Here is a 19,184-nt window from a genome sequence, read left to right as displayed (position 1 = left end):
GTCTAATCCTCAAATTTCTGGAAGGCGACCACGCCGTTATGCCCGCCGAATCCGAAACTGTTGACGAGGACCCTGGAGACGCTCTTATGCACTGACCTGGGGCCCACGACATTGATGGCGCATTCGGGATCGAGAGTGTCAAGATTGATCGTCGGGTGGATAATCCCTTCCTGGATAGACTGCATGGCCGCCACGGTTTCCAGCGCACCAGCGGCCCCGAGGCAGTGACCTATCATGGACTTGGTCGAATTGACAAGCACCTTGTCCGTATGTTCACCGAAAACCGAACGGATAGCTATGGCCTCCATCTTGTCATTGAGAGGGGTGGAAGTCCCGTGGGCATTGATGTAATCAACGTCTTCGGGGAGCCATTTTGCGTGGGCCATTGCTTTCCTCATAGCTCTGGCCGCTCCGTCGCCTTCAGGGTCAGGTGCCGTTATGTGGCTTGCGTCACATGTTGAACCGTAACCGACAAGCTCGGCGTAAATATGAGCGCCCCTTTTCATCGCATGTTCCAGTTCTTCAAGGACGAGCACACCTGCTCCTTCCCCCATGACAAAGCCGTCACGGTCGATGTCGAAAGGCCGGGATGCTTTTTCGGGTGCCTCCATCCGGGTGGAAATCGCCTTCATTGCTGCGAATCCGGCTATGCTGATGCTCCTCAGGGCCGCCTCAGAGCCTCCGGCCAGAATAATATCGGCATCGTCCCGAATGATGGTGTGGTATGCTTCGCCCATACTGTGGACCGATGTGGCGCAGGCTGTGACAACGCACAAGTTCGGCCCCTGCGCATGGTGCTTGATGGCCACGTAAGCTGTGGACATGTTGCTGATCATCATGGGTATGAAAAACGGGCTGACTCGTTTCGGCCCTTTTTCCATCATGATCTTGAAGTTGTTGAAGGTAGTCTCGAGGCCGCCTTGAGCGCTGCCGATATAGACTCCGAATTTATGGGGATCCAGGCTTGCCGTATCAAGCTTCGCATCGGCAACGGCAAGGTCGGCCGCCGCCACCGCAAATTGAATAACCCTGTCGGAACGCTTGGCTTCCTTGTTTTCCATCCATTGAAGCGGATCGAAATCCTTGATTTCAGCTCCGAAGGGAACAGGGCAATCAGACACATCAAATGTCGTCAGCGGACCTATGCCGTTCTTGCCTTCTTTCAAAGCCTGCCAGTAATTTTCTCTTCCCGTTGCTATAGGGCTCACAACGCCAAGCCCGGTCACGACAACCCTTCTCAAAACGCTTCACTCCTCTGCTGCAGGGTTGGAACATAATTTTACGAAAGGAACTTGACGGGAAATCCCTCCGGATTTCCCGTCAAGTCAGGTGTTCTGTGAACTACTCGTCAACTCCTAGTTTGCCGAGGGTATAGTTCATTGCTTCTCCCACGGTCGTCAGCTTTTCAGCGTCCTCGTCGGGAATCTCGATGTCAAATTCTTCCTCGATGCCCATAATGAGCTCGACGATGTCCAGCGAATCCGCACCGAGGTCTTCCACGAAGGAAGCCTCCGGAACTATCTGGTCTTCTTCGACATCAAGCCTGTCGATGATGATTTCTTTCAAACGGGCGAGCATTTCCTCTTTTTTCATTCTCGTTCACCCCCTTCCATTGTATTTCAGCACATGGTCATACCGCCGTCAATGGCGATTACCTGTCCGGTTATATACGCCGCATCCCCTGAGGCGAGAAAGGCCGCCGCCGCCGCAACATCTTCAGGGGTTCCCGGCCGGCCGGCGGGAACCTGCTGTAAAAGCCTGATTCTTGCGGCGTCAGGAAGGGCATCCGTCATTTCCGTGGCTATGTAGCCTGGGGCGAGAGCGTTTGCCGTAATACCCTTTCCGGCATATTCTCTTGCTACCGATTTGGTAAAGCCGATGATGCCTGCCTTGGAAGCACAGTAATTGGCCTGACCCGGATTTCCTATCAGGGCGACCACCGACGAGATGTTGATGATCCTGCCCCACTTTGCCCGTACCATTCCCCGAATCGCTTCCTTCGTACAATAATACACTGAGGAGAGATTGGCTGTCAGCACGGAATTCCAATCGTCACTTTCCATTCTCATAAGAAGCCCGTCTTTCGTTATTCCTGCATTGTTGACGAGTACCGAAACCGGGCTTAGTTTCTTCTCCACATCGGAAAACAGATTTTTTACGTCGCTCACGGAAGAAACGTCTCCCCTGAAGGGAAGAGCAATCCCCCCGGCATCCCTGATCAGCCGGCAGACTTCGTCGGCCTGTTTTTCGCTCCGATTGTAATTAACCGCGACACAAAACCCCATAGTAGCAAGACGGAGGGCAACCGCTCTGCCTATCCCCTTGCCTGCACCTGTCACAAGCGCAGTTTTCTCTTCCGTCATTCTACACCATCTCCTTCAGTTTGTTTGAAAGAGCCTCGAATTCTGGAACAGAACCGCAGGTTTGGGTAGTGACCCCTTTCCTGCATTTTTTGACCAGCCCGCTGAGCACCGATCCCGGACCGATTTCAAAGAAGGTATCTACTCCGTCATCCGCCATTCGGTTGACCGAGTCGTTCCAGAGGACGGGCATGAAGGTCTGGTCGAAAAGGGCCTGCTGTATTTCATGAACGGAGCGTACCGGGCGCGCAAGCGCATTGGAGACGATCGGCGCGGAAGGTTCATGCCACTCTAGTGAACCGAAGGCTTCCCGCAGACTGTCGGCCACAGGGCGCATCTGTCTGCTGTGAAACGGGGCGCTGACGTTCAGAAGAACGGTTTTTTTTGCGCCGGCCTCTTTTGCCTTTTCCATGACTGCGCGTACAAACGGAGTGCTCCCGGAAATAACCACCTGGCCCGGGGAGTTGAAGTTCGCCGGCCGGCACTCCCCTCCGGGCGCCGCTTCCGAGCATACCGCAGAAACCAAATCCGGGTCGAGCCCGAGAATGGCAGCCATGGCGCCTTCACCCTCCGGCACCGCTTCCTGCATGAGCCTGCCCCGAAGATGGACCAGCCTCACGCCGTCCTCAAGGGAAAGGACTCCCGAAGCAACCAGGGCCGTGTATTCTCCCAGGCTGTGTCCTGCCATGAAAAGGGGCGCGGGGATGATGCCGGCTTCTTTTTTCAGGCATTCCAGAATAGCTGTGCTTACAGTAAGAATCGCCGGCTGGGTAAACGCCGTTCTCATGAGTTCTTCCTCCGGGCCGTTGAAGATGATACTCGACAGCGAAAACCCGAGAGCCTGGTCGGCTCGGAGGAAAACGTCCCTCGCGGAGGGAAAGGCATCGAAAAAATCCTTCCCCATGCCTGCTTCCTGGGATCCCTGCCCGGGGAAGATGAGCGAATATGCCATAAGCCGTATCACCTCACCTGAAGATCTTCCGGGGAAGGGCGTTTACGATGTTCCCCGCTTCCGAGAAGAGCTCTTGAATGATGTCGGCTGCAGGCCGAATGTCATTTACAAGAGCGGAGCTCTGCCCTGCCATGACGGAACCCCACTCCACGTCACCTTCTACTACCGCGGCCCTGAGTTTCCCTGCTCCGAGCCGTTCATACTCTTCCAATGAAGCGCCGCATTTTTCAAGCTCCTCGAATTTTGCGGTCAGCTTGTTCTTCAGGCAGCGGACGGGGTGTCCCGTAAAACGGCCGGTTACCACGTTGCTTCTGTCCCTGGCGTTTATGACCGCTTCTTTGTATGCACGATGTACGGTGGATTCCTCACAACAGATAAACCTGGTGCCGACCTGAACCCCCTCAGCTCCGAGGGCGAATGCCGCTGCTACCCCCCTGCCGTCGGCAATGCCGCCGGCAGCGATGACGGGTATTTCAACGGAATCCGCGATTTGGGGTACGAGGACCATGGTGGTGAGCTCACCGATATGACCGCCGGCCTCCATCCCTTCAGCCACCACGGCGTCGGCCCCCTGTTTTTCCACTCTTTTCGCCTGTGCGACCGAGGCTATGACGGGAACGACAATAGTCCCCATCGGCTTGAGAATGTCGATTACCTTTCCCGGACTTCCCGCTCCCGTGGTCACGATGGGGACCCTGTACTTCGCCACAAGATCGATCACCTGGTCGACGGTGGGCGACATCAGCATGATATTCACGCCGAAGGGTTTGTCCGTGAGGGTCCTCACTTTTTGCAACTGGAATTCGAGCAGGTCGGGGGGCATATTCGCTGCGGCGATGATGCCGAGACCTCCGCCGTTACTCACCGCAGCGGCAAGGTTTGCATCCGCCACCCAGGCCATGCCCCCCTGAACCAGGGGGTACTCGCACCCGAAAAGACGGGTAATCCTGTTTTCGCTGAACACAGTGCCGGAGTCATGCTTCATAGATAATACCTCCATAGGTCATGCCCGCTCCGAAAGCGGTAAAGAGGAGTTTGTCTCCTTTTTGCACCCTGCCCTCCCTGAGAAATTCGTGGAGGGCAATGAAAACCGAAGCTGCTGAAGTGTTGCCGTATTCGTCGATGTTGATGACCACTTTTTCGGGGGAAATCCCGAGACGTTCCGCCGACCGTTCGATTATTCTCTGGTTCGCCTGATGGAAAAACCACCATGATATTTCTTCCGGTTCCATGCCGGAGTCAAGGCAAAACTGTCGTAAAAATGGTGGAATGATCCGGTTGACGAACCGGAAGACATCATTCCCTTTCATCGAAATGAAATGGAGCTTTTTTTCAATAGTTTCGGGTGAGGCCGGGTTTTCCACAAGCCCCCCGAGGAAGGCGATCTGATCGTGCTTGGTTCCGTCCGACCTCAGGTCTGCGGAAATAAACCGGCCTTCGCCTTCTCCGGACACGCCGAGCACCACGGCACCCGCTCCGTCTCCGAACAGGATGCAGGTATTTCTGTCCGTCCAGTCGATCAGGGGAGAAAGAACTTCCGCCCCGATGACGAGCGCCTTTTTCCAAATCCCCGACGCAATGCCGCCGGCAGCCAGGGTAAGGGCGTACACGCCGCTCGTGCATCCCGACTGGACATCAAAAGCGCCGGCCTTTTCGGCTCCGAGGAGCCCCTGCACTTTGGGTCCGACTCCAGGAAAGAGCGTATCAGGGCTGTTCGTCGCCACAATAACCATGTCAAGATCAAGAGGATCGGTACCGGAATTCTGGAGGGCGTCACGAGCCGCCTTGAGGGCAACATCGCTTGTCAGCTCTCCCTGTGCGGCGATATGGCGGCGGCAGATGCCGGTTCTCTCCCGAATCCATTCGTCGCTGGTTTCGACCATCTGCGAAATATCGTTGTTTGTCAGTACCTTTTCGGGAACGTACATTCCCGTACCCTTAATGGAAACGGAAACACCGGAAAAAAAAACCATAGGGAAACCTCCTTTACCTACCCCAGTTCTTCTCTGATAAGCTCGACTCCGTTCTGCAAAACGAAATTCCGTGTAACTCTCAGGGCGTTCGTGATAGCGTCGGCCTTGGACCGGCCGTGGGCCTTCACCACAACCCCGTTTACTCCAAGGAGGGGAGTGCCTCCGTATTTTTCATAATTGAACCGTGCCCAGAGGTCTTTCATCATGGGGATCATGAAGACCATCCCGAACTTGGGCATGATTCTGTGCCCCATCTCTTCCCTGAGGATGGAGTACACCGCTGACATCACGCCTTCCGCGAACTTGAGCAGCACGTTTCCTGAAAAACCGTCGCAGACGACAACATCGGCCCGGCTGTAGGGAATATCGTCGCCTTCAACGTATCCTGTGAAATTCAGGCCGCTCGCCTTAATGAGGTTTTTTGCCCCCGCTATGACCTCATCGCCCTTGATTTCTTCCGAACCGTTCGCCAGGAGCGCAACCTGGGGTTCGGGTACACCGAGAATCTTTTTTGAATACACATTGCCCATGTGGGCAAACTGGAAAAGGTTTTCGGGCTTGCTCCGAACGGTCGCCCCGACGTCGAGAAGGAAGGTGTACTTCTTGAACGTCGGGAGAGCTACTCCAAGAGCGGGCCGGTCAATCCCCGAAATTCGTCCCACCACCAGGACACCGCCCGCGACAATTGCTCCCGTGTTTCCGGCGGAAACACATCCGGAGGCCTCTCCGCTCCTGACCATTTCCATGGCTATGCGGAGGCTCGAGTGGCGCTTCTTCCGAATGGCCGTTGTAGGATGCTCGTCCATGCCTATCTTTTCTTCGGCATGAACAATGGAAATTCTCCCGGAAACGTCCCGGGGCACTCCTTCAAGCAGAGGTTCAATTTCAGAACGTTGCCCCACGAGAACGAGTTCGAGATCAGGGTTCTCTTCGCAGGCGGAAATCGCTCCCCTGCAAATCTCTGAAGGGCCATGGTCACCGCCCATGGCATCCAGGGCAAGAATCAAATGGAGTTCACCTCTCTCACGCTATGCTGATCCGCTTTGCGATAAAACCGCAGCAACGAATCTCCCGACGAAGATTTCCTTTTCGCCTACCTGTGTCCTCACGCTGACAATGTACCTGTTGTCTTTATGGAGACCGACCTTGGCCCTGGCAACCAAGGAATCTCCTACTCTCGCGTGTCCCTTGTATTCTCCCCGCACTGAATCCACTATGACTAGATCTGCTTCCACGACGGCAATGGCGATAGAACTTGCCTGGGCGTAGATGTAATGATCCCAGACTATGTCCGTTTCCCTGAAAGCCATTTCCCTGCGGGTTTCAAGCACCGAAAGTGCCAGCTTGTTCGGCTCAAGCTCGAGAAGGTCTCCGACCACTTCGCTCTGCTTCAGGGAGCGGAGCCTGCTGGTGGCCTTCTGGGCCATGGAGCGCATTCTTTCCCTTAACTCCGGAACACCCAGAACAGCCCTGTCCAGCCTGATGGTGCTCACGCTTGCCGTAAGGGAAGCCGCGAGTTCTTCATCGGTAGCCAGAGGATTTTGTTCGATAAGCTTCAATAGCCTGTCCTGTCTGTTTTTCTTTTTTTGAGACTTTATGGATGTCCCCTCCGTTTTGGGACCTGATGATAGTATCTGCTCTTAAGATTTGGCAAGTATAGTACCCCGGGGGCCGGTGGTCAATATGGGAGAAGACGGAATGGAAGAAGATGGAAATTAAAAAAAAGAGGAAGGTCTCCCTTCCTCTTGCCTGGCTTCTCCGGATTAAGCCTCTTTTCTCTCTTCCGAGGCGGTCTTTATCACTTGCCTGCCCCGGTAAAAACCACACTCACTGCAGGCCCGGTAATTCTGGATCACCTCGCCGCAATGGGGGCACGTCGTAACTTCCGGAGCAGTAAGAGCCCCGATCCACTCTGACTTTCTTTTATGTGTACGGGCATGGGATACCCTGCTTTTCGGCGTTGCCATTCTGGACTTCCCTCCTTTTCGTTATTCTGGCGTCTCTTCAATCGTTATACCGAGAAGCTTTTCCATCCTCGGATCGACCTCTTTCGGTGAACAGCCGCACCCCCCGTTTCTGAGAGGCCGTCCGCATTGGGGGCATAACCCTTCGCAGTCAGCTGAACAGAGAACCTTCCTGGGAAGAGATATGACAATACTTTCCCAGACATGATCCGAAATATCGAAAAAACGCTGCCATCTCGACACCGGTACCACATGGAAATCTTCCTCTGCGGAAGCCTCTTCTGCAGACGTTTTCTTCCGCAATGAGTAAAGATACAGGAAATCGTCCAGAATTTCAATACGTGAAGGTTCAAGACATCGTGAACATGGCGCGGAAAAGACTGCGGAAATCCTCAAAGAAACCGCAAGGTCGCTGTCGGCCCAACGGGCCTCCGCATCCACGATGACCGGCCCCTCAAAGGTGAATTCCAGGCCGTCGTACAAAATGCTGTCGAGCTGCTCTGTATCCGTTTCGGCATGAAAACTGGTCACAGCTTCCGGGTTGCCGAGTTCCGGAGTTTCAAGCTCGAATTTCCATGAAGCCGATTTCTCTGTGAGCATTTTGACGGGCCTCTCGGAATTCTTACCCTAGTTCCCGTCCAGGGCGATCTTCTTCGTATCCCTGGCGATGACGAGTTCTTCATCCGTGGGAACGACGAGGACCTTCACACGGCTGTCGTCGGTGCTGATGATACACTCCTTGCCGCGGACTTTGTTTTTTTCCAGGTCAAGCTTGACTCCCATGAATTCAAGGCCGGAGCAGATGCCTTCCCGGGCCCTGTCGCTGTTTTCGCCGATGCCGGCGGTGAAGACCAGCGCATCCATTCCGCCCATGGCGGCGGCATAGGATCCGATATACTTCTTGACCCCGTAATACAGCATGTCCTCGGCAAGCCTGGCCCTCTGGTTTCCGGCATCCGCCGCTTCCTCGATGTCCCTGAGGTCGCTGCTCACGCCGGAAATTCCCAGAAGCCCGCTTTCCTTGTTGAGGACATGACTCATGGCCTTGTTGTCAATGCCTTCCTGTTCTGATAGGAAGGAAATAAGGAGCGGGTCCACGTCTCCCGATCTCGTCCCCATGATCACGCCGGGAAGAGGGCTGAATCCCATGCTGGTATCCACGGATTTTCCTCCCTTTACTGCGGCGAGGGAACTGCCGTTGCCCATATGGCAGGTGACGATGTTGAGAGACTCCACAGGTTTTCCGAGGATTGCCGCCGCCCTCCTGGACACGTAGAAGTGGCTTGTGCCGTGGAAGCCGTAGCGGCGGACCTTGTACTTCTCGTAGTAGTGATAGGGAACACCGTACATGTAGGCATATCCCGGCATGGTCTGATGGAAAGCGGTGTCGAATACGCCTACCTGGGGGACGTTGGGAAGGGCTTCGGTAACGGCATAAATGCCCATAAGATTCGCCGGGTTGTGAAGGGGTGCGAGGGGGACGCATTCTTCAAGGGCGTCGATGACGTCCTGGGTGATCATGACGGAGCCGGCATATTTCTCCCCCGCATGAACTACCCGGTGTCCCACGGCAGAAAGCTCGTCAAGACTTTTCAACACTCCGTGGCTGTCGTCGAGAAGCGCCTCGACCACAATCTTGAAGGCCACCTTGTGGTTCGAAATCTCCGTGTTCTTTATGACGGTGTCCATGCCTGTCTTCGTGTGCTTGATCCGGGCACCCTCTATGCCTATTCTCTCTACCAGCCCCTTGGCGAGGACCGATTCGTCGGTCATGTCAAAAAGCTGATACTTGAGGGATGAACTTCCGCAGTTGACCACCAGAATTTTCATTACGCAACCCCTTCCTCTTCTTGACCGCCGCCGTCCCTAGGCTGTATTTTATGTTGAAACCCAGCGGAAGGCGGATGGTCTGAATATATAAAAAAATAATAGGTATTGTGGCCGAATATAACCCGTTCCATAAGGGACATCTTTTCCATCTTGAAAAAGCAAAAGAAAACAAGGACGACGCCATCGTCGTCGTGCTGTCGTCTTATTTTACCCAGCGGGGCGAGCCTGCCGTGATGAGCAAATGGGACAGGGCGGAATCCGCGCTCCGGGCCGGGGCCAATCTCGTGCTCGAACTGCCGGCCTTTTTTTCCTGTCATAATGCCGGCGTTTTCGCCGCCGGAGCTGTGGATATTCTCGCTGCCACAGGTGTGGTGGATTCTCTTTCTTTTGGAATGGAACAGCCCGAATTCAACACGACCCCTCTTCTTGATATTCTAGTGCACGAACCCTCACATTTCAAGGATAATCTGAAAAAAAAGCTGAATTCGGGATTTTCCTACGTCAAGGCCCGGGCAGCAGCCCTGGAAGAAATTCAGGGTGGATGGGGGACCTTCGTTTCGCTGCCGAACAATACCCTGGCCCTTTCCTATATGGAGAGGATTCTAAGAAAAGGGTACTGCATTTCCTGCAGACCTGTCCGGCGGACGGGAGCCGGGTTTCATGACACGGACCTCGGAAACGTATTCCCGAGCGCTGCGGCGGTGAGGAAAGCCCTGGCGGAAGGCAAGCGGCAAGAGGCCGAAAAAGCCCTGCCCCCCTCTACCGTCAGGATACTGAACCGATGCATCACGAACGGGAAAGTGGTTCTTTCCAGGGAAATGCTCTGGAGGCTGATCCGCTTCCTTATTATCAGGACGTCCTCTGAAGAACTGGCCCGGTCCTCCGAGATGACCGAGGGGATGGAAAACCGGCTGTTAAAATATGCCGCCCTCTCTTCTTCTTGGTCCGGGTTCGTCTCGAAATGTACCACGGCCCGTTATCCCCGGGGCAGAATACAGCGCCAGCTGATCCATTTCCTTCTTGGGATCGATCATGGTGAAAACAGGGAACTCCAGCGCTCGGGGCCTCAATACATACGGGTTCTCGGTGCGGACAAAGTGGGCATGGAAATTCTGCGGAAAATGCGGTCTTCATCACGCCTTCCAGTGATGGGGAAAGCCCCGGCAGGCATGAAGGGAGAAGCCCTCCTCCTAGCGGGTATTGAACAGTCGGCATGCAACGTCTGGGAAGAGCTGACGGCCGTTTTTTCGCCGGGAGAGGAAAAGAAACGATATCCCCTCATGGGAGAATGTTTCCCGGAAGGGGAAAACGTTCCCTGAGCCGCCGAAAGACCCCCGGGGGGACCATGTCGTGAACTGCTCCTCCGAACTGGTATATCTCCTTCACCGCATGGCTCGAGAGGTATGAATACCGAGCTTCGGTAACGATGAACAACGTCTCGATTTCCGGGGCAAGCTGCCTGTTCATAAGGGCAAGCTGGAACTCGTACTCGAAATCCGAAAGGGCTCTGAGCCCCCTGATTATGATGCGGCTCTGCTCCTGCCGCAGAAAGTCTACGAGGAGTCCCGAGAAAGAGTCAACCTTGACGTTGGGGAGATGGCTCAAAGCCTCCCGTGCCATTGCCTTTCGCTCTTCCAAAGAAAAAGCCGCCTTTTTTTGGGTATTCAGCAGGACGCTGACCACAACCTCGTCGAAAAGGGCGGCAGCCCGTTCCGCGATGTAGATGTGCCCGTTGGTGATCGGGTCGAAGGAACCAGGGTAGACCGCGCTGATGGATCGTTTCATTCTTCTCCCCCTCTCCCGGCAGACGAGAGAAATGTCAGGACCGTGTCTCCGTATTCGCGGGTGTCAATAACCCGCCACCCTTCCCCTTCCGGCATTTTCTCCCTTGCCGAATGTTCCACGACCGCCGCTCCTCCCGGAGCGAGAAGGGATCCTTCGGGGGGGAAGAGAATTGATCCCAAAACGGAAGGCCACCCTGCCCCGTAGGGAGGGTCGGCGAAAATTACGTCGAACAAAAAGCCCTTTCTCCGCAAAAAAACAACGGCTCTTCTGACATCCATGGTCAGTATGGTAACACCTTCATCTCCGGGAAAAAGGGATCTTATTTCCTTCACCCTCCGGGGCACGATTTCCACGGCCGCTATAGGAGCCGCTCCACGGTCCCTCGCCATGCGGGCCACTCTGCCCGTCCCGGAAAACAGGTCGAGGAACGATTTGTCCCGCATGTTGCCGAGAATGTTGAAAAGAGCCTGCAGGACTTTCCCTGAGGTTGGACGGGCTTCCTTCATATGAGCCGCACCTCCTCAGACCTGTCTGTGGAGAGACTCTGCTTCCGCGCGCACTCCAAGTTTTTCAGCGAGATTTTCTATAGCGCCCCTTACCGCAGGGGTCAGAAAGGGAGCGGAATAGGGTGATACTTTGATCAGCACGTCTTCCTCCCGCTGGACCGCCTGGAGAAAAAACTTCTGTTCAAAGGCTCCGTCAGCGGCGACCACCTCAATCAGGCGGACTCCGTCTTCGGCAGCGTACTGTTTCCTGAAGACCCAGCGCCCATCCGGCACGTCGCCTTCCGTGCCATAAAGACTGCCGAGGAAAGAATCCAGATCATATTTTCCCATTACCCGAACATGCACTTCTTCAGCCCTCCCAAGGAAACCGGATTTTCTTTCGCACTTCCCGTCCTGTTTCAAAAATCGTGAAAGATATATTTTTTTCCCCATTTCGAGCCATTTTCTTTCATATTTCGTCCTGATACTTCGAGGAGGATTAACCTCCCATGCAAAGAGGGAAAGCAAAGGATGGGATGAGAGAACGTCCCGAACTTCCTTCCCGTACCATTCCTCATCGGTGACCAGTTCGAAAAAACCTCCGGGCCTCAGGACTCTAGCGATTTCCGCCGAAAATTCACCGCTTGACACCCGTCGCTTCGAATGTTTTTTTTTCGGCCACGGGCAGGGGAAATTCATAAAAACCCCCTCAAGAGAACAGGAAGGGACGCATTCTTTCAATATAAACCTGGCATCCCCGCAAATAAGGAAAACATTATGGAGCCCTTTTTTTTCAATTCTTCTGTAGGCTCTCATCAGGCAGGCTTTCGACATTTCCACTCCCCAGAAAACCCCGTGCCTGTTTTCTCCGGCGAGGTTCTCGAGAAATTCTCCGTTGCCGAATCCGATCTCCAGAAACACATCTGATCCGGTCATTCCCCTGTCCATTTCGAGGGGAAGATCTTCTTTCTCAGGCAGGACAACGACTCTGTTCATATCGCTCACCATTCGGGACCCCTCTTCGTTCATTTCAAAGATTTCAGGGCTACAATTATAACAGTCCTGATCCTGCTGCCGCACAACCGGTGGAGAAGAAGGCTTTCATCTCCCGGAAAAACAGGGACCAACAGTCCGGCCGCTCGATTTAAAAAATTTCCCGACGGCGGGTGTCTGCACGGATTACGATTCAGAAATCATTTCACAAATCATTTCACAAATTGACCGGACGAAACTTTATGGTAAGATCAGCAAGTGAAATAGTGTGTATTTGGTTTTTCACCGGACGTCGCTCCCGAATTATACAGAATGCAAAATCCCCGTTTTGTTGTAAAATAAGAATACACGACAGTCCGGATTTGCCTTTCGCATCTATTTCATAAGGAATAATAATCAGGCCAAGGGGCTCAAGGCGCCCCCGCCTGAAATTCAAGAGGGGGTACCTTAATGAAAAGAAACTGGAAAACGATGGACGGAAACAACGCAGCGGCTCACGTCTCATACGCTTTCACTGAAGTTGCCGCAATCTATCCCATAACACCGTCCTCCACAATGCCCGAAGTTATTGATGAATGGGCGGCCCACGGCAGGAAGAATATTTTCGGAAAGACTGTCAGGGTCACCGAGCTCCAGTCTGAGGGGGGAGCTGCCGGCGCAGTCCACGGAAGCCTTTCTGCAGGCTCTCTCTCCACTACGTTTACGGCTTCCCAGGGGCTTCTTCTCATGATGCCCAACATGTACAAGATCGCGGGCGAAATGCTCCCCGGAGTTTTCGATGTCAGTGCCCGGGCCGTCGCCGGGCACGCGCTCTCGATTTTCGGTGATCATAGCGACGTCATGGCCTGCAGGGGCACCGGGTTTGCCATGCTCGCCGCAGGAAGCGTCCAGGAAGTCATGGACCTCACGGCCGTGGCTCATCTCTCCGCCATCAAGGGAAGCATTCCTTTCCTCAACTATTTCGACGGTTTCAGAACATCTCACGAAATCCAGAAGATCGATGTCCTTGAGTATGACGACCTGGCGAAACTTGTGGATTACGACGCCCTTGCGAAATTCAAGGCCCGCGCCCTGAACCCGGAACATCCCTTCCAGAAGGGGAGCGCCCAGAACCCCGATATTTTCTTCCAGGCAAAAGAAGCCATCAACCGTTTCTATACGGTTATTCCCGAAACCGTCGAGTCCTACATGCAGGAGATCAAGAAGCTGACCGGACGGGAGTACCACCCCTTTAACTACTACGGAGCACCCGATGCGGAACACGTAATCGTGGCCATGGGATCAGTATGCCAGACCATCGAGGAGACGGTGGACTACCTCAACGCCAGAGGCGGTAAGACCGGCGTGCTCGAAGTTCACCTTTACAGGCCCTTCTCCGAGAAGTATTTCTTCGATGTCCTTCCGGCGTCCGTCAAGAGGATCGCCGTGCTTGACCGCTGCAAGGAAAGCGGGGCGCTCGGCGAACCTCTGTATGAGGACGTCTGCACTCTCTTCAAGGACAAGGCAGAGAAGCCCCTTGTGGTCGGCGGACGGTACGGTCTCGGTTCCAAGGATACAACTCCGAGCCACATCAAGTCCGTGTTCGACAACCTTCAGTCCTACCAGCCCAGAGACCATTTCACCATCAGCATCACCGACGACGTCACCTTTACCTCCCTGCCGGTCAACGAGCAAATTACCGCCGCACCGGAAGGAACCATTCGATGCAAGTTCTGGGGACTCGGCTCCGATGGAACGGTGGGCGCCAACAAGAACTCCATCAAGATCATCGGCGACGAAACCGACCTGTATGCCCAGGGCTATTTCGCCTATGACTCGAAGAAATCGGGCGGTATCACCGTTTCCCACCTCCGCTTCGGGAAAAAGCCCATCAAGTCGACCTACCTTATCGACACGGCGGATTTCATCGCCTGTCACAAACAAGAGTACGTCCACCTGTATGACGTTCTTGCCGGTCTGAAGGAAGGCGGCACGTTCCTGCTGAATACCCAGTGGACTTCCGTCGAGGATCTGGACAAGCATCTTCCGGCGAAGGTAAAGCGCTACCTCGCCAACAGGAAGATCAACTTCTACGTTTTGAACGGAACCGACATCGGCGAAGAGATCGGCCTCGGCAACAGGATCAACATGATAATGCAGTCCGCATTCTTCAAGCTTTCCGGCGTTATCCCCATCGAGGATGCCGTGAAATACATGAAGGATGCCATTGACCACACCTACGGCAAGAAGGGTGACAAGATCCTCGAGATGAACTACAAGGCCGTGGATGCTGGAATCGAGGCGTTGAAGAAGATCGAAATCCCTGCCGAGTGGGCAAACGCCACCACCGATCCGGTGCTTCTGAGCGGCCTTCCCGAGGACATCCCCGATTTCATCAGGGATGTGTGCATGCCCGTCAACGCCCAGCAGGGAGACAGCCTTCCCGTCAGCGCTTTTGTCGGCCGGGAGGACGGACATTTCCCCTCGGGCACGTCGGCCTATGAAAAGCGGGGCGTTGCCGTCAACGTTCCCGAGTGGAAAAGCGACAAGTGCATCCAGTGCAATCAGTGTTCCATGGTCTGCCCTCATGCCTCCATCCGCCCCTTCGTCCTGAACGAAGAGGAAGCCGGCCAGGCTCCCGAAGGATTCGGCGCTGTGGAAGTCAAAGGAAAAGAATTCCCCGGATGCAAATACAAGATGCAGGTCGACATTCTGGACTGCATGGGCTGCGGAAACTGCGCCGACATATGCCCTGTGGGCGCCCTGGAAATGAAGCCCCTTGCGACCCAGGAGAAGGAAATCCCGAACTGGAACTACGCTCTCACCGTTTCGGACAAGTCTGCCGAGACGAACAAGTTCACCGTCAAGGGAAGCCAGTTCTCCCAGCCGCTTCTTGAGTTCTCCGGCGCCTGCTCGGGATGCGGAGAAACTCCCTATGTTAAATTGGTCACCCAGCTCTTCGGAGACAGAATGATCATTGCCAACGCTACCGGATGCACCTCCATTTGGGGCGCTTCGGCTCCGAGCATGCCCTACACCGTCAACTCAAAGGGACAGGGACCTGCATGGGCGAACTCCCTCTTCGAGGACAATGCGGAATACGGCTACGGCATGAAACTCTCACTCAACGCCACGGTTGATTACATCGTTGATGCCATGAAAGCCCTCGTTGCGATGGATATACCCGAAGACATGAAGGCCGCGTTTACCGAATGGCTCGAGTCCATGGACGACGGAGAAAAGTCCAAGGCTGCCGCAGAAAAGGTGCTTGCCGTCCTTGACAGGGATATCGGAGCTGAAGGCAACAAGCTGCTGTGCGAGATTGCCTGCAGGAAAGACTATCTCGTCAAGAAATCCGTCTGGATTTTCGGCGGCGACGGCTGGGCTTATGACATCGGTTTCGGCGGCCTCGATCATGTGCTTGCTTCCGGAGAAGATGTGAACGTCCTCGTCCTCGACACGGAAGTCTATTCCAACACGGGCGGGCAGTCCTCCAAGTCCACTCCCACCGCGGCCATCGCCAAATTTGCCGCATCCGGCAAACGGGTCAAGAAGAAGGACCTCGGGCGAATCGCCATGACCTACGGCTATGTCTACGTCGCCCAGGTCGGTATGGGAGCCGACAAGAACCAGCTCTTGAAGGCCCTGAAGGAAGCCGAAGCCTACAAGGGGCCCTCCCTTGTGATTGCCTACGCCCCCTGCATTGCCCACGGCATCAGTGCCGGAATGGGCAAGACCCAGGATCAGACGAAAAAGGCAGTGGAAGCCGGTTACTGGCACCTCTACAGGTACAATCCGGACCTTGCCCTTGAAGGGAAGCCCCCCTTCGTTCTGGATTCCAAGGAACCCAAGGCCAATTTCCAGGAGTTCCTCATGAGCGAAGTCCGCTATGCCTCCCTGAAGAAGGAATTCCCCGAGATAGCCGACCAGCTCTTCGAAAAGGCAGAGAAGGACGCCAAAGAGCGGTATGAAATCTACCGCCAGCTCGCTGAAATGGGCAAGCAGCCCGTGAAGGCGGAGGCATAGGTTCAATCACTCGAAAGAGGAAGAGGCGTTGCCTCTTCCTCTTTTTTAAAAGAGTACATTATTTTCTCCCTTGACCGGAGCGCCGGGAAAGGGTAAAATATCCCGGTCAGTACGGGACGTAGCGCAGTCTGGTTAGCGTACCTGCATGGGGTGCAGGTGGTCGGAGGTTCGAATCCTCTCGTCCCGACCAGGAATAACAAGCGGGGTTTATTACCCCGCTTTTTTGTATTCTTACTGGAGTGAAAACATCATGATTGAAAGGAAACCGTTCCGACACAAAAAAAACCTGGGCCAGAACTTTCTTGCCGACAGAAACATTCTCCGTAAAATCGTCGAAAGGGCCGCTCCGGCGGCAGGAGATGTCATCCTTGAAGTGGGATCCGGCCAGGGAGTGCTTACCAGGGAGCTTCTTGCCTCTCCCTGCACTTTTTTGTTCAGCATGGAAATCGACAGGGGGCTGGAGCCCTTTCTTTCCGATATTTCCCTTCTCCACCCCGGCCGTTTTTGCCTCATCTGGGGTGACGCCCTCGAGGCGGACTATTCTCTTCTTTCCCCTGCACCGTCGAAGGTTGTAGCAAACATCCCCTATAACATAACGACTCCCCTTCTCTGGAAGCTTCTCGAAACCCTTCCTTCAGCCGGTTATTTCCTTCTCATGGTTCAGAAAGAGTCTGCGGAGAGGATAACAGCTCCCCCCTCAACAAAAGAACGATATCCGCTGGGGGTAACTCTTGAGCTGACGGGGAGTGCCCGGAAAGTGCTGAATGTGCCGCCTGCGGCTTTTCGTCCGGTTCCGGCGGTCCATTCCTGCCTGCTGGAAATAACTTTGGGAAAAGAGCACCGGGAACTTGCCACGGACGGGTCCTGGAGAGGAATGCTCAGAAGCGGTTTTGCCCAGAGGAGAAAAAAGCTGCTGAACAACCTGAAGACTTTCAGGGAGGATATTCCGTGGCCGGAGGTATTTGCGGAGTTGGGAATAGGGAAAAATGCGCGGGCTGAAGAGCTTTCCGCGGAAAAATGGCTCGCACTGCACCAAAAAATAAAAAAATGAAGGTCTCTTCTCTGAAAAAAAGAGAAGAGACCAACAAAAAAAGAAAGGAGAACGATTATTCCACCTTGTCCTTAAGAGCTTTTCCGGGCCTAAAAACGGGGACTTTCTTCGCAGGGATCTTGATGACTTTCTTGGGATCCTGGGGGTTCCGGCCTTCGCGGGCAGCCCTTTCACGGACTTCGAACGTTCCGAAGCCAACCAGCTGGATCTTTTCACCCTTGGCAAGGGCACTTTCGATGGCTTCGAAAACCGCTCCGACGGCAGCGCCGGAAGCTTTTTTGTTCAACCCTGTCGCCTTTGCAACCTCAGTTACCAGTTCTGCCTTGGTCACTTTTTACAGCCTCCTCTGGATTAAAATATGGTACAGGTTCGAGTAAAATAAAGCCAACTCAGGTCCGAACCATCATTACGTTTATTATTAGCAGTAAGTCCAGTTCTGGTCAAGCATTAAACTTCATTTTTCCTCTTTCCCACGCCAGAAAATGCGAAGTGGCACCCCTTCGAAGTTTTCCAGTTCACGCAGTTCGTTTTCTATGTGGTTTTCAAAAGCCTTTTCCGCCAGTTCCGGATAGTTCACAAAAAAGATAAACGTGGGCGGCTCTATCTCTGCCTGAGTACAATAGAAAATCTTGAAAGCTCTCCCCCTGTTGTCGGTCGGCAGCCTGTCAAAAGCGAGGATATCACGGAGAAGCCTGTTTAATAAAGTGGTTTTGATCCGTTTCTTCCGGTTTTCAAACACTTTGATCACAACGTCCGATATTTTCTGCATCCCTCTGCCCGTAAGGGCAGAGACGAAAAGCACAGGGGCATGGGAAACGAAGACCATTTCATCCTTCATCTTCTTTTTCATGGAATCTCCGAGGGTATCTTTCTTGCCGAGGAGATCCCATTTGTTCAGAAGCAGCACTATCCCTTTTCCCCGTTCGATGATTTCCCCTGCAAGTTTTTTGTCCTGGTCGGTAAAGGGTTCCCCGGCATCCATGACGAGGAGGGCAACATCACACCTGTCGATGGCCTGGAGGGTTCTGACGTAGGAATAATATTCTATATTGTCCTCGACCCGGCTTTTTCTCCTCAGGCCGGCGGTGTCGATCAGCCTGAATGTGGTTTCGTCAATCCTGACCAGGGTGTCGATGGCGTCCCTGGTTGTTCCGGGGATATCGCTCACCAGTGCCCTCTCTTCCCCTGCGAGGCGGTTGAGGATACTTGATTTTCCCACGTTCGGTCTGCCTACGATGGCGACTCTCACGGCACTTTCATCCTGGGGAGCCGGTTCATCTTTGGGAATCTTTTCAAGAATGAGGTCCATAAGGTCGTAAATATACCGTTTATGTTCGGCGCTGACACCGATGACATCTTCAAAACCCAGTGAGTAGGCCTGAAAGACGGAGTCCTCGTGGATTCCATCATCAATTTTGTTTGCAACGACAATAACCGGCTTTCCGGATTTCCTCAGCATGTCCGCCACGTCTTCGTCCATCCACGTAGGGCCTTCCCTTCCATTGATGACGAAAAGGACGAGATCGCTTTCGGCTACGGCCGTCCCAACCTGCTGTCTCATGCCATGGACGAAAGCGTTTTCATCCTTGGCAAGAAAGCCCCCAGTGTCGATAACGTAAAACTTTCTTTCTTTCCACTCCGCTTCGCCGTACAGCCTGTCCCTGGTCACCCCCGGCATATCGTCGACGATTGCTTCCCGATGGCCGATAAGCCGGTTGAAAAGAGTTGATTTGCCGACATTCGGTCTTCCGATGATGGATACTACTGGCATGGATACTATTTCCTC

Annotated in this window: 19 protein-coding genes and 1 tRNA gene; 4 read left to right on the top strand and 16 right to left on the bottom strand. The window is 54.1% G+C overall.

The window, feature by feature from the left end:
* Nucleotides 1–2: 2 nt before the first annotated feature.
* From fabF to JMJ95_RS02755, 11 genes are all read right to left on the bottom strand, one after another.
* The gene (fabF, locus tag JMJ95_RS02805; RefSeq protein ID WP_290682339.1) at nt 3–1,241 is read right to left on the bottom strand and encodes a beta-ketoacyl-ACP synthase II; all 1,239 of its coding nucleotides are present in this window, start codon (nt 1,239–1,241) and stop codon (nt 3–5) included.
* Between the two features lie 100 nt (nt 1,242–1,341).
* The gene (gene acpP / locus JMJ95_RS02800; protein WP_290682336.1) at nt 1,342–1,593 is read right to left on the bottom strand and encodes an acyl carrier protein; all 252 of its coding nucleotides are present in this window, start codon (nt 1,591–1,593) and stop codon (nt 1,342–1,344) included.
* A 26-nt stretch (nt 1,594–1,619) separates the two neighbouring features.
* Nucleotides 1,620–2,363 carry a 3-oxoacyl-[acyl-carrier-protein] reductase gene (fabG, locus tag JMJ95_RS02795; RefSeq protein WP_290682333.1) on the bottom strand — a complete coding sequence of 248 codons (744 nt, stop codon included), beginning with the start codon at nt 2,361–2,363 and terminating at the stop codon, nt 1,620–1,622.
* A gap of 1 nt (nt 2,364) precedes the next feature.
* Nucleotides 2,365–3,312 (bottom strand): ACP S-malonyltransferase, encoded by a 948-nt coding sequence (gene fabD, locus JMJ95_RS02790; protein WP_290682328.1) that lies wholly within the window; start codon nt 3,310–3,312, stop codon nt 2,365–2,367.
* A gap of 13 nt (nt 3,313–3,325) precedes the next feature.
* Nucleotides 3,326–4,297 carry an enoyl-[acyl-carrier-protein] reductase FabK gene (gene fabK, locus JMJ95_RS02785; RefSeq protein ID WP_290682325.1) on the bottom strand — a complete coding sequence of 324 codons (972 nt, stop codon included), beginning with the start codon at nt 4,295–4,297 and terminating at the stop codon, nt 3,326–3,328.
* Entirely contained in the window at nt 4,287–5,285 is a 999-nt protein-coding gene (locus tag JMJ95_RS02780; protein WP_290682322.1) for a beta-ketoacyl-ACP synthase III, read from the bottom strand. The genes fabK and JMJ95_RS02780 overlap by 11 nt, the downstream gene beginning before the upstream one ends.
* A 17-nt stretch (nt 5,286–5,302) precedes the next feature.
* On the bottom strand, nt 5,303–6,292 hold the full coding sequence (plsX, locus tag JMJ95_RS02775) for a phosphate acyltransferase PlsX (protein ID WP_290682319.1): 990 nt from the start codon (nt 6,290–6,292) through the stop codon (nt 5,303–5,305).
* 21 nt (nt 6,293–6,313) lie between these two features.
* Complete coding sequence (fapR, locus tag JMJ95_RS02770; RefSeq protein ID WP_290682474.1) at nt 6,314–6,883, bottom strand: transcription factor FapR; 570 nt, start codon at nt 6,881–6,883, stop codon at nt 6,314–6,316.
* A gap of 165 nt (nt 6,884–7,048) precedes the next feature.
* On the bottom strand, nt 7,049–7,252 hold the full coding sequence (gene rpmF, locus JMJ95_RS02765; protein ID WP_290682316.1) for a 50S ribosomal protein L32: 204 nt from the start codon (nt 7,250–7,252) through the stop codon (nt 7,049–7,051).
* A 21-nt stretch (nt 7,253–7,273) separates the two neighbouring features.
* Nucleotides 7,274–7,849 (bottom strand): DUF177 domain-containing protein, encoded by a 576-nt coding sequence (locus tag JMJ95_RS02760; protein WP_290682313.1) that lies wholly within the window; start codon nt 7,847–7,849, stop codon nt 7,274–7,276.
* Between the two features lie 27 nt (nt 7,850–7,876).
* Nucleotides 7,877–9,079 carry an acetate/propionate family kinase gene (locus JMJ95_RS02755; RefSeq protein ID WP_290682310.1) on the bottom strand — a complete coding sequence of 401 codons (1,203 nt, stop codon included), beginning with the start codon at nt 9,077–9,079 and terminating at the stop codon, nt 7,877–7,879.
* Nucleotides 9,080–9,162: 83 nt separating this feature from the next.
* Here JMJ95_RS02755 and JMJ95_RS02750 point away from each other — a divergent pair, with 83 nt between their 5' ends.
* The gene (locus tag JMJ95_RS02750) at nt 9,163–10,398 is read left to right on the top strand and encodes a nucleotidyltransferase family protein (protein WP_367153741.1); all 1,236 of its coding nucleotides are present in this window, start codon (nt 9,163–9,165) and stop codon (nt 10,396–10,398) included.
* Here the strand turns inward: JMJ95_RS02750 and coaD are convergent.
* Genes coaD through trmB form a run of 3 tightly spaced genes read right to left on the bottom strand, consistent with a single transcriptional unit; the run spans nt 10,358 to nt 12,357 of the window.
* Nucleotides 10,358–10,864, bottom strand: coding sequence for a pantetheine-phosphate adenylyltransferase (gene coaD, locus JMJ95_RS02745; RefSeq protein ID WP_290682307.1), 507 nt, complete (start codon nt 10,862–10,864; stop codon nt 10,358–10,360). The two genes, JMJ95_RS02750 and coaD, sit on opposite strands and share 41 nt — an antisense overlap.
* Nucleotides 10,861–11,370 (bottom strand): RsmD family RNA methyltransferase, encoded by a 510-nt coding sequence (locus tag JMJ95_RS02740; RefSeq protein ID WP_290682305.1) that lies wholly within the window; start codon nt 11,368–11,370, stop codon nt 10,861–10,863. Before JMJ95_RS02740 ends, coaD begins: the two co-directional genes overlap by 4 nt.
* 15 nt (nt 11,371–11,385) lie before the next feature.
* Nucleotides 11,386–12,357, bottom strand: coding sequence for a tRNA (guanosine(46)-N7)-methyltransferase TrmB (gene trmB / locus JMJ95_RS02735; RefSeq protein ID WP_290682302.1), 972 nt, complete (start codon nt 12,355–12,357; stop codon nt 11,386–11,388).
* 435 nt (nt 12,358–12,792) lie between these two features.
* Here trmB and nifJ point away from each other — a divergent pair, with 435 nt between their 5' ends.
* The 3 genes from nifJ (at nt 12,793) to rsmA (ending at nt 17,398) form a co-directional block, all read left to right on the top strand.
* Nucleotides 12,793–16,347, top strand: a complete 3,555-nt coding sequence (gene nifJ / locus JMJ95_RS02730) for a pyruvate:ferredoxin (flavodoxin) oxidoreductase (protein WP_290682299.1) — start codon at nt 12,793–12,795, stop codon at nt 16,345–16,347.
* A gap of 112 nt (nt 16,348–16,459) precedes the next feature.
* Nucleotides 16,460–16,537 (top strand) — tRNA-Pro (locus tag JMJ95_RS02725).
* A 60-nt stretch (nt 16,538–16,597) separates the two neighbouring features.
* Nucleotides 16,598–17,398 (top strand): 16S rRNA (adenine(1518)-N(6)/adenine(1519)-N(6))-dimethyltransferase RsmA, encoded by an 801-nt coding sequence (gene rsmA / locus JMJ95_RS02720; RefSeq protein WP_290682296.1) that lies wholly within the window; start codon nt 16,598–16,600, stop codon nt 17,396–17,398.
* A gap of 55 nt (nt 17,399–17,453) precedes the next feature.
* Here the strand turns inward: rsmA and JMJ95_RS02715 are convergent, their stop codons facing one another.
* Both JMJ95_RS02715 and der read right to left on the bottom strand, forming a co-directional pair.
* Nucleotides 17,454–17,729 carry an HU family DNA-binding protein gene (locus tag JMJ95_RS02715; RefSeq protein WP_290682293.1) on the bottom strand — a complete coding sequence of 92 codons (276 nt, stop codon included), beginning with the start codon at nt 17,727–17,729 and terminating at the stop codon, nt 17,454–17,456.
* A 123-nt stretch (nt 17,730–17,852) separates the two neighbouring features.
* Nucleotides 17,853–19,169, bottom strand: a complete 1,317-nt coding sequence (der, locus tag JMJ95_RS02710; protein WP_290682289.1) for a ribosome biogenesis GTPase Der — start codon at nt 19,167–19,169, stop codon at nt 17,853–17,855.
* Nucleotides 19,170–19,184 lie beyond the last annotated feature (15 nt).

This window comes from Aminivibrio sp., from assembly GCF_016756745.1.
GTDB lineage: Bacteria > Synergistota > Synergistia > Synergistales > Aminobacteriaceae > Aminivibrio.
Note: the sequence above shows the minus strand (reverse complement) of the source record. Positions and strands in the feature narration are given on the sequence as shown.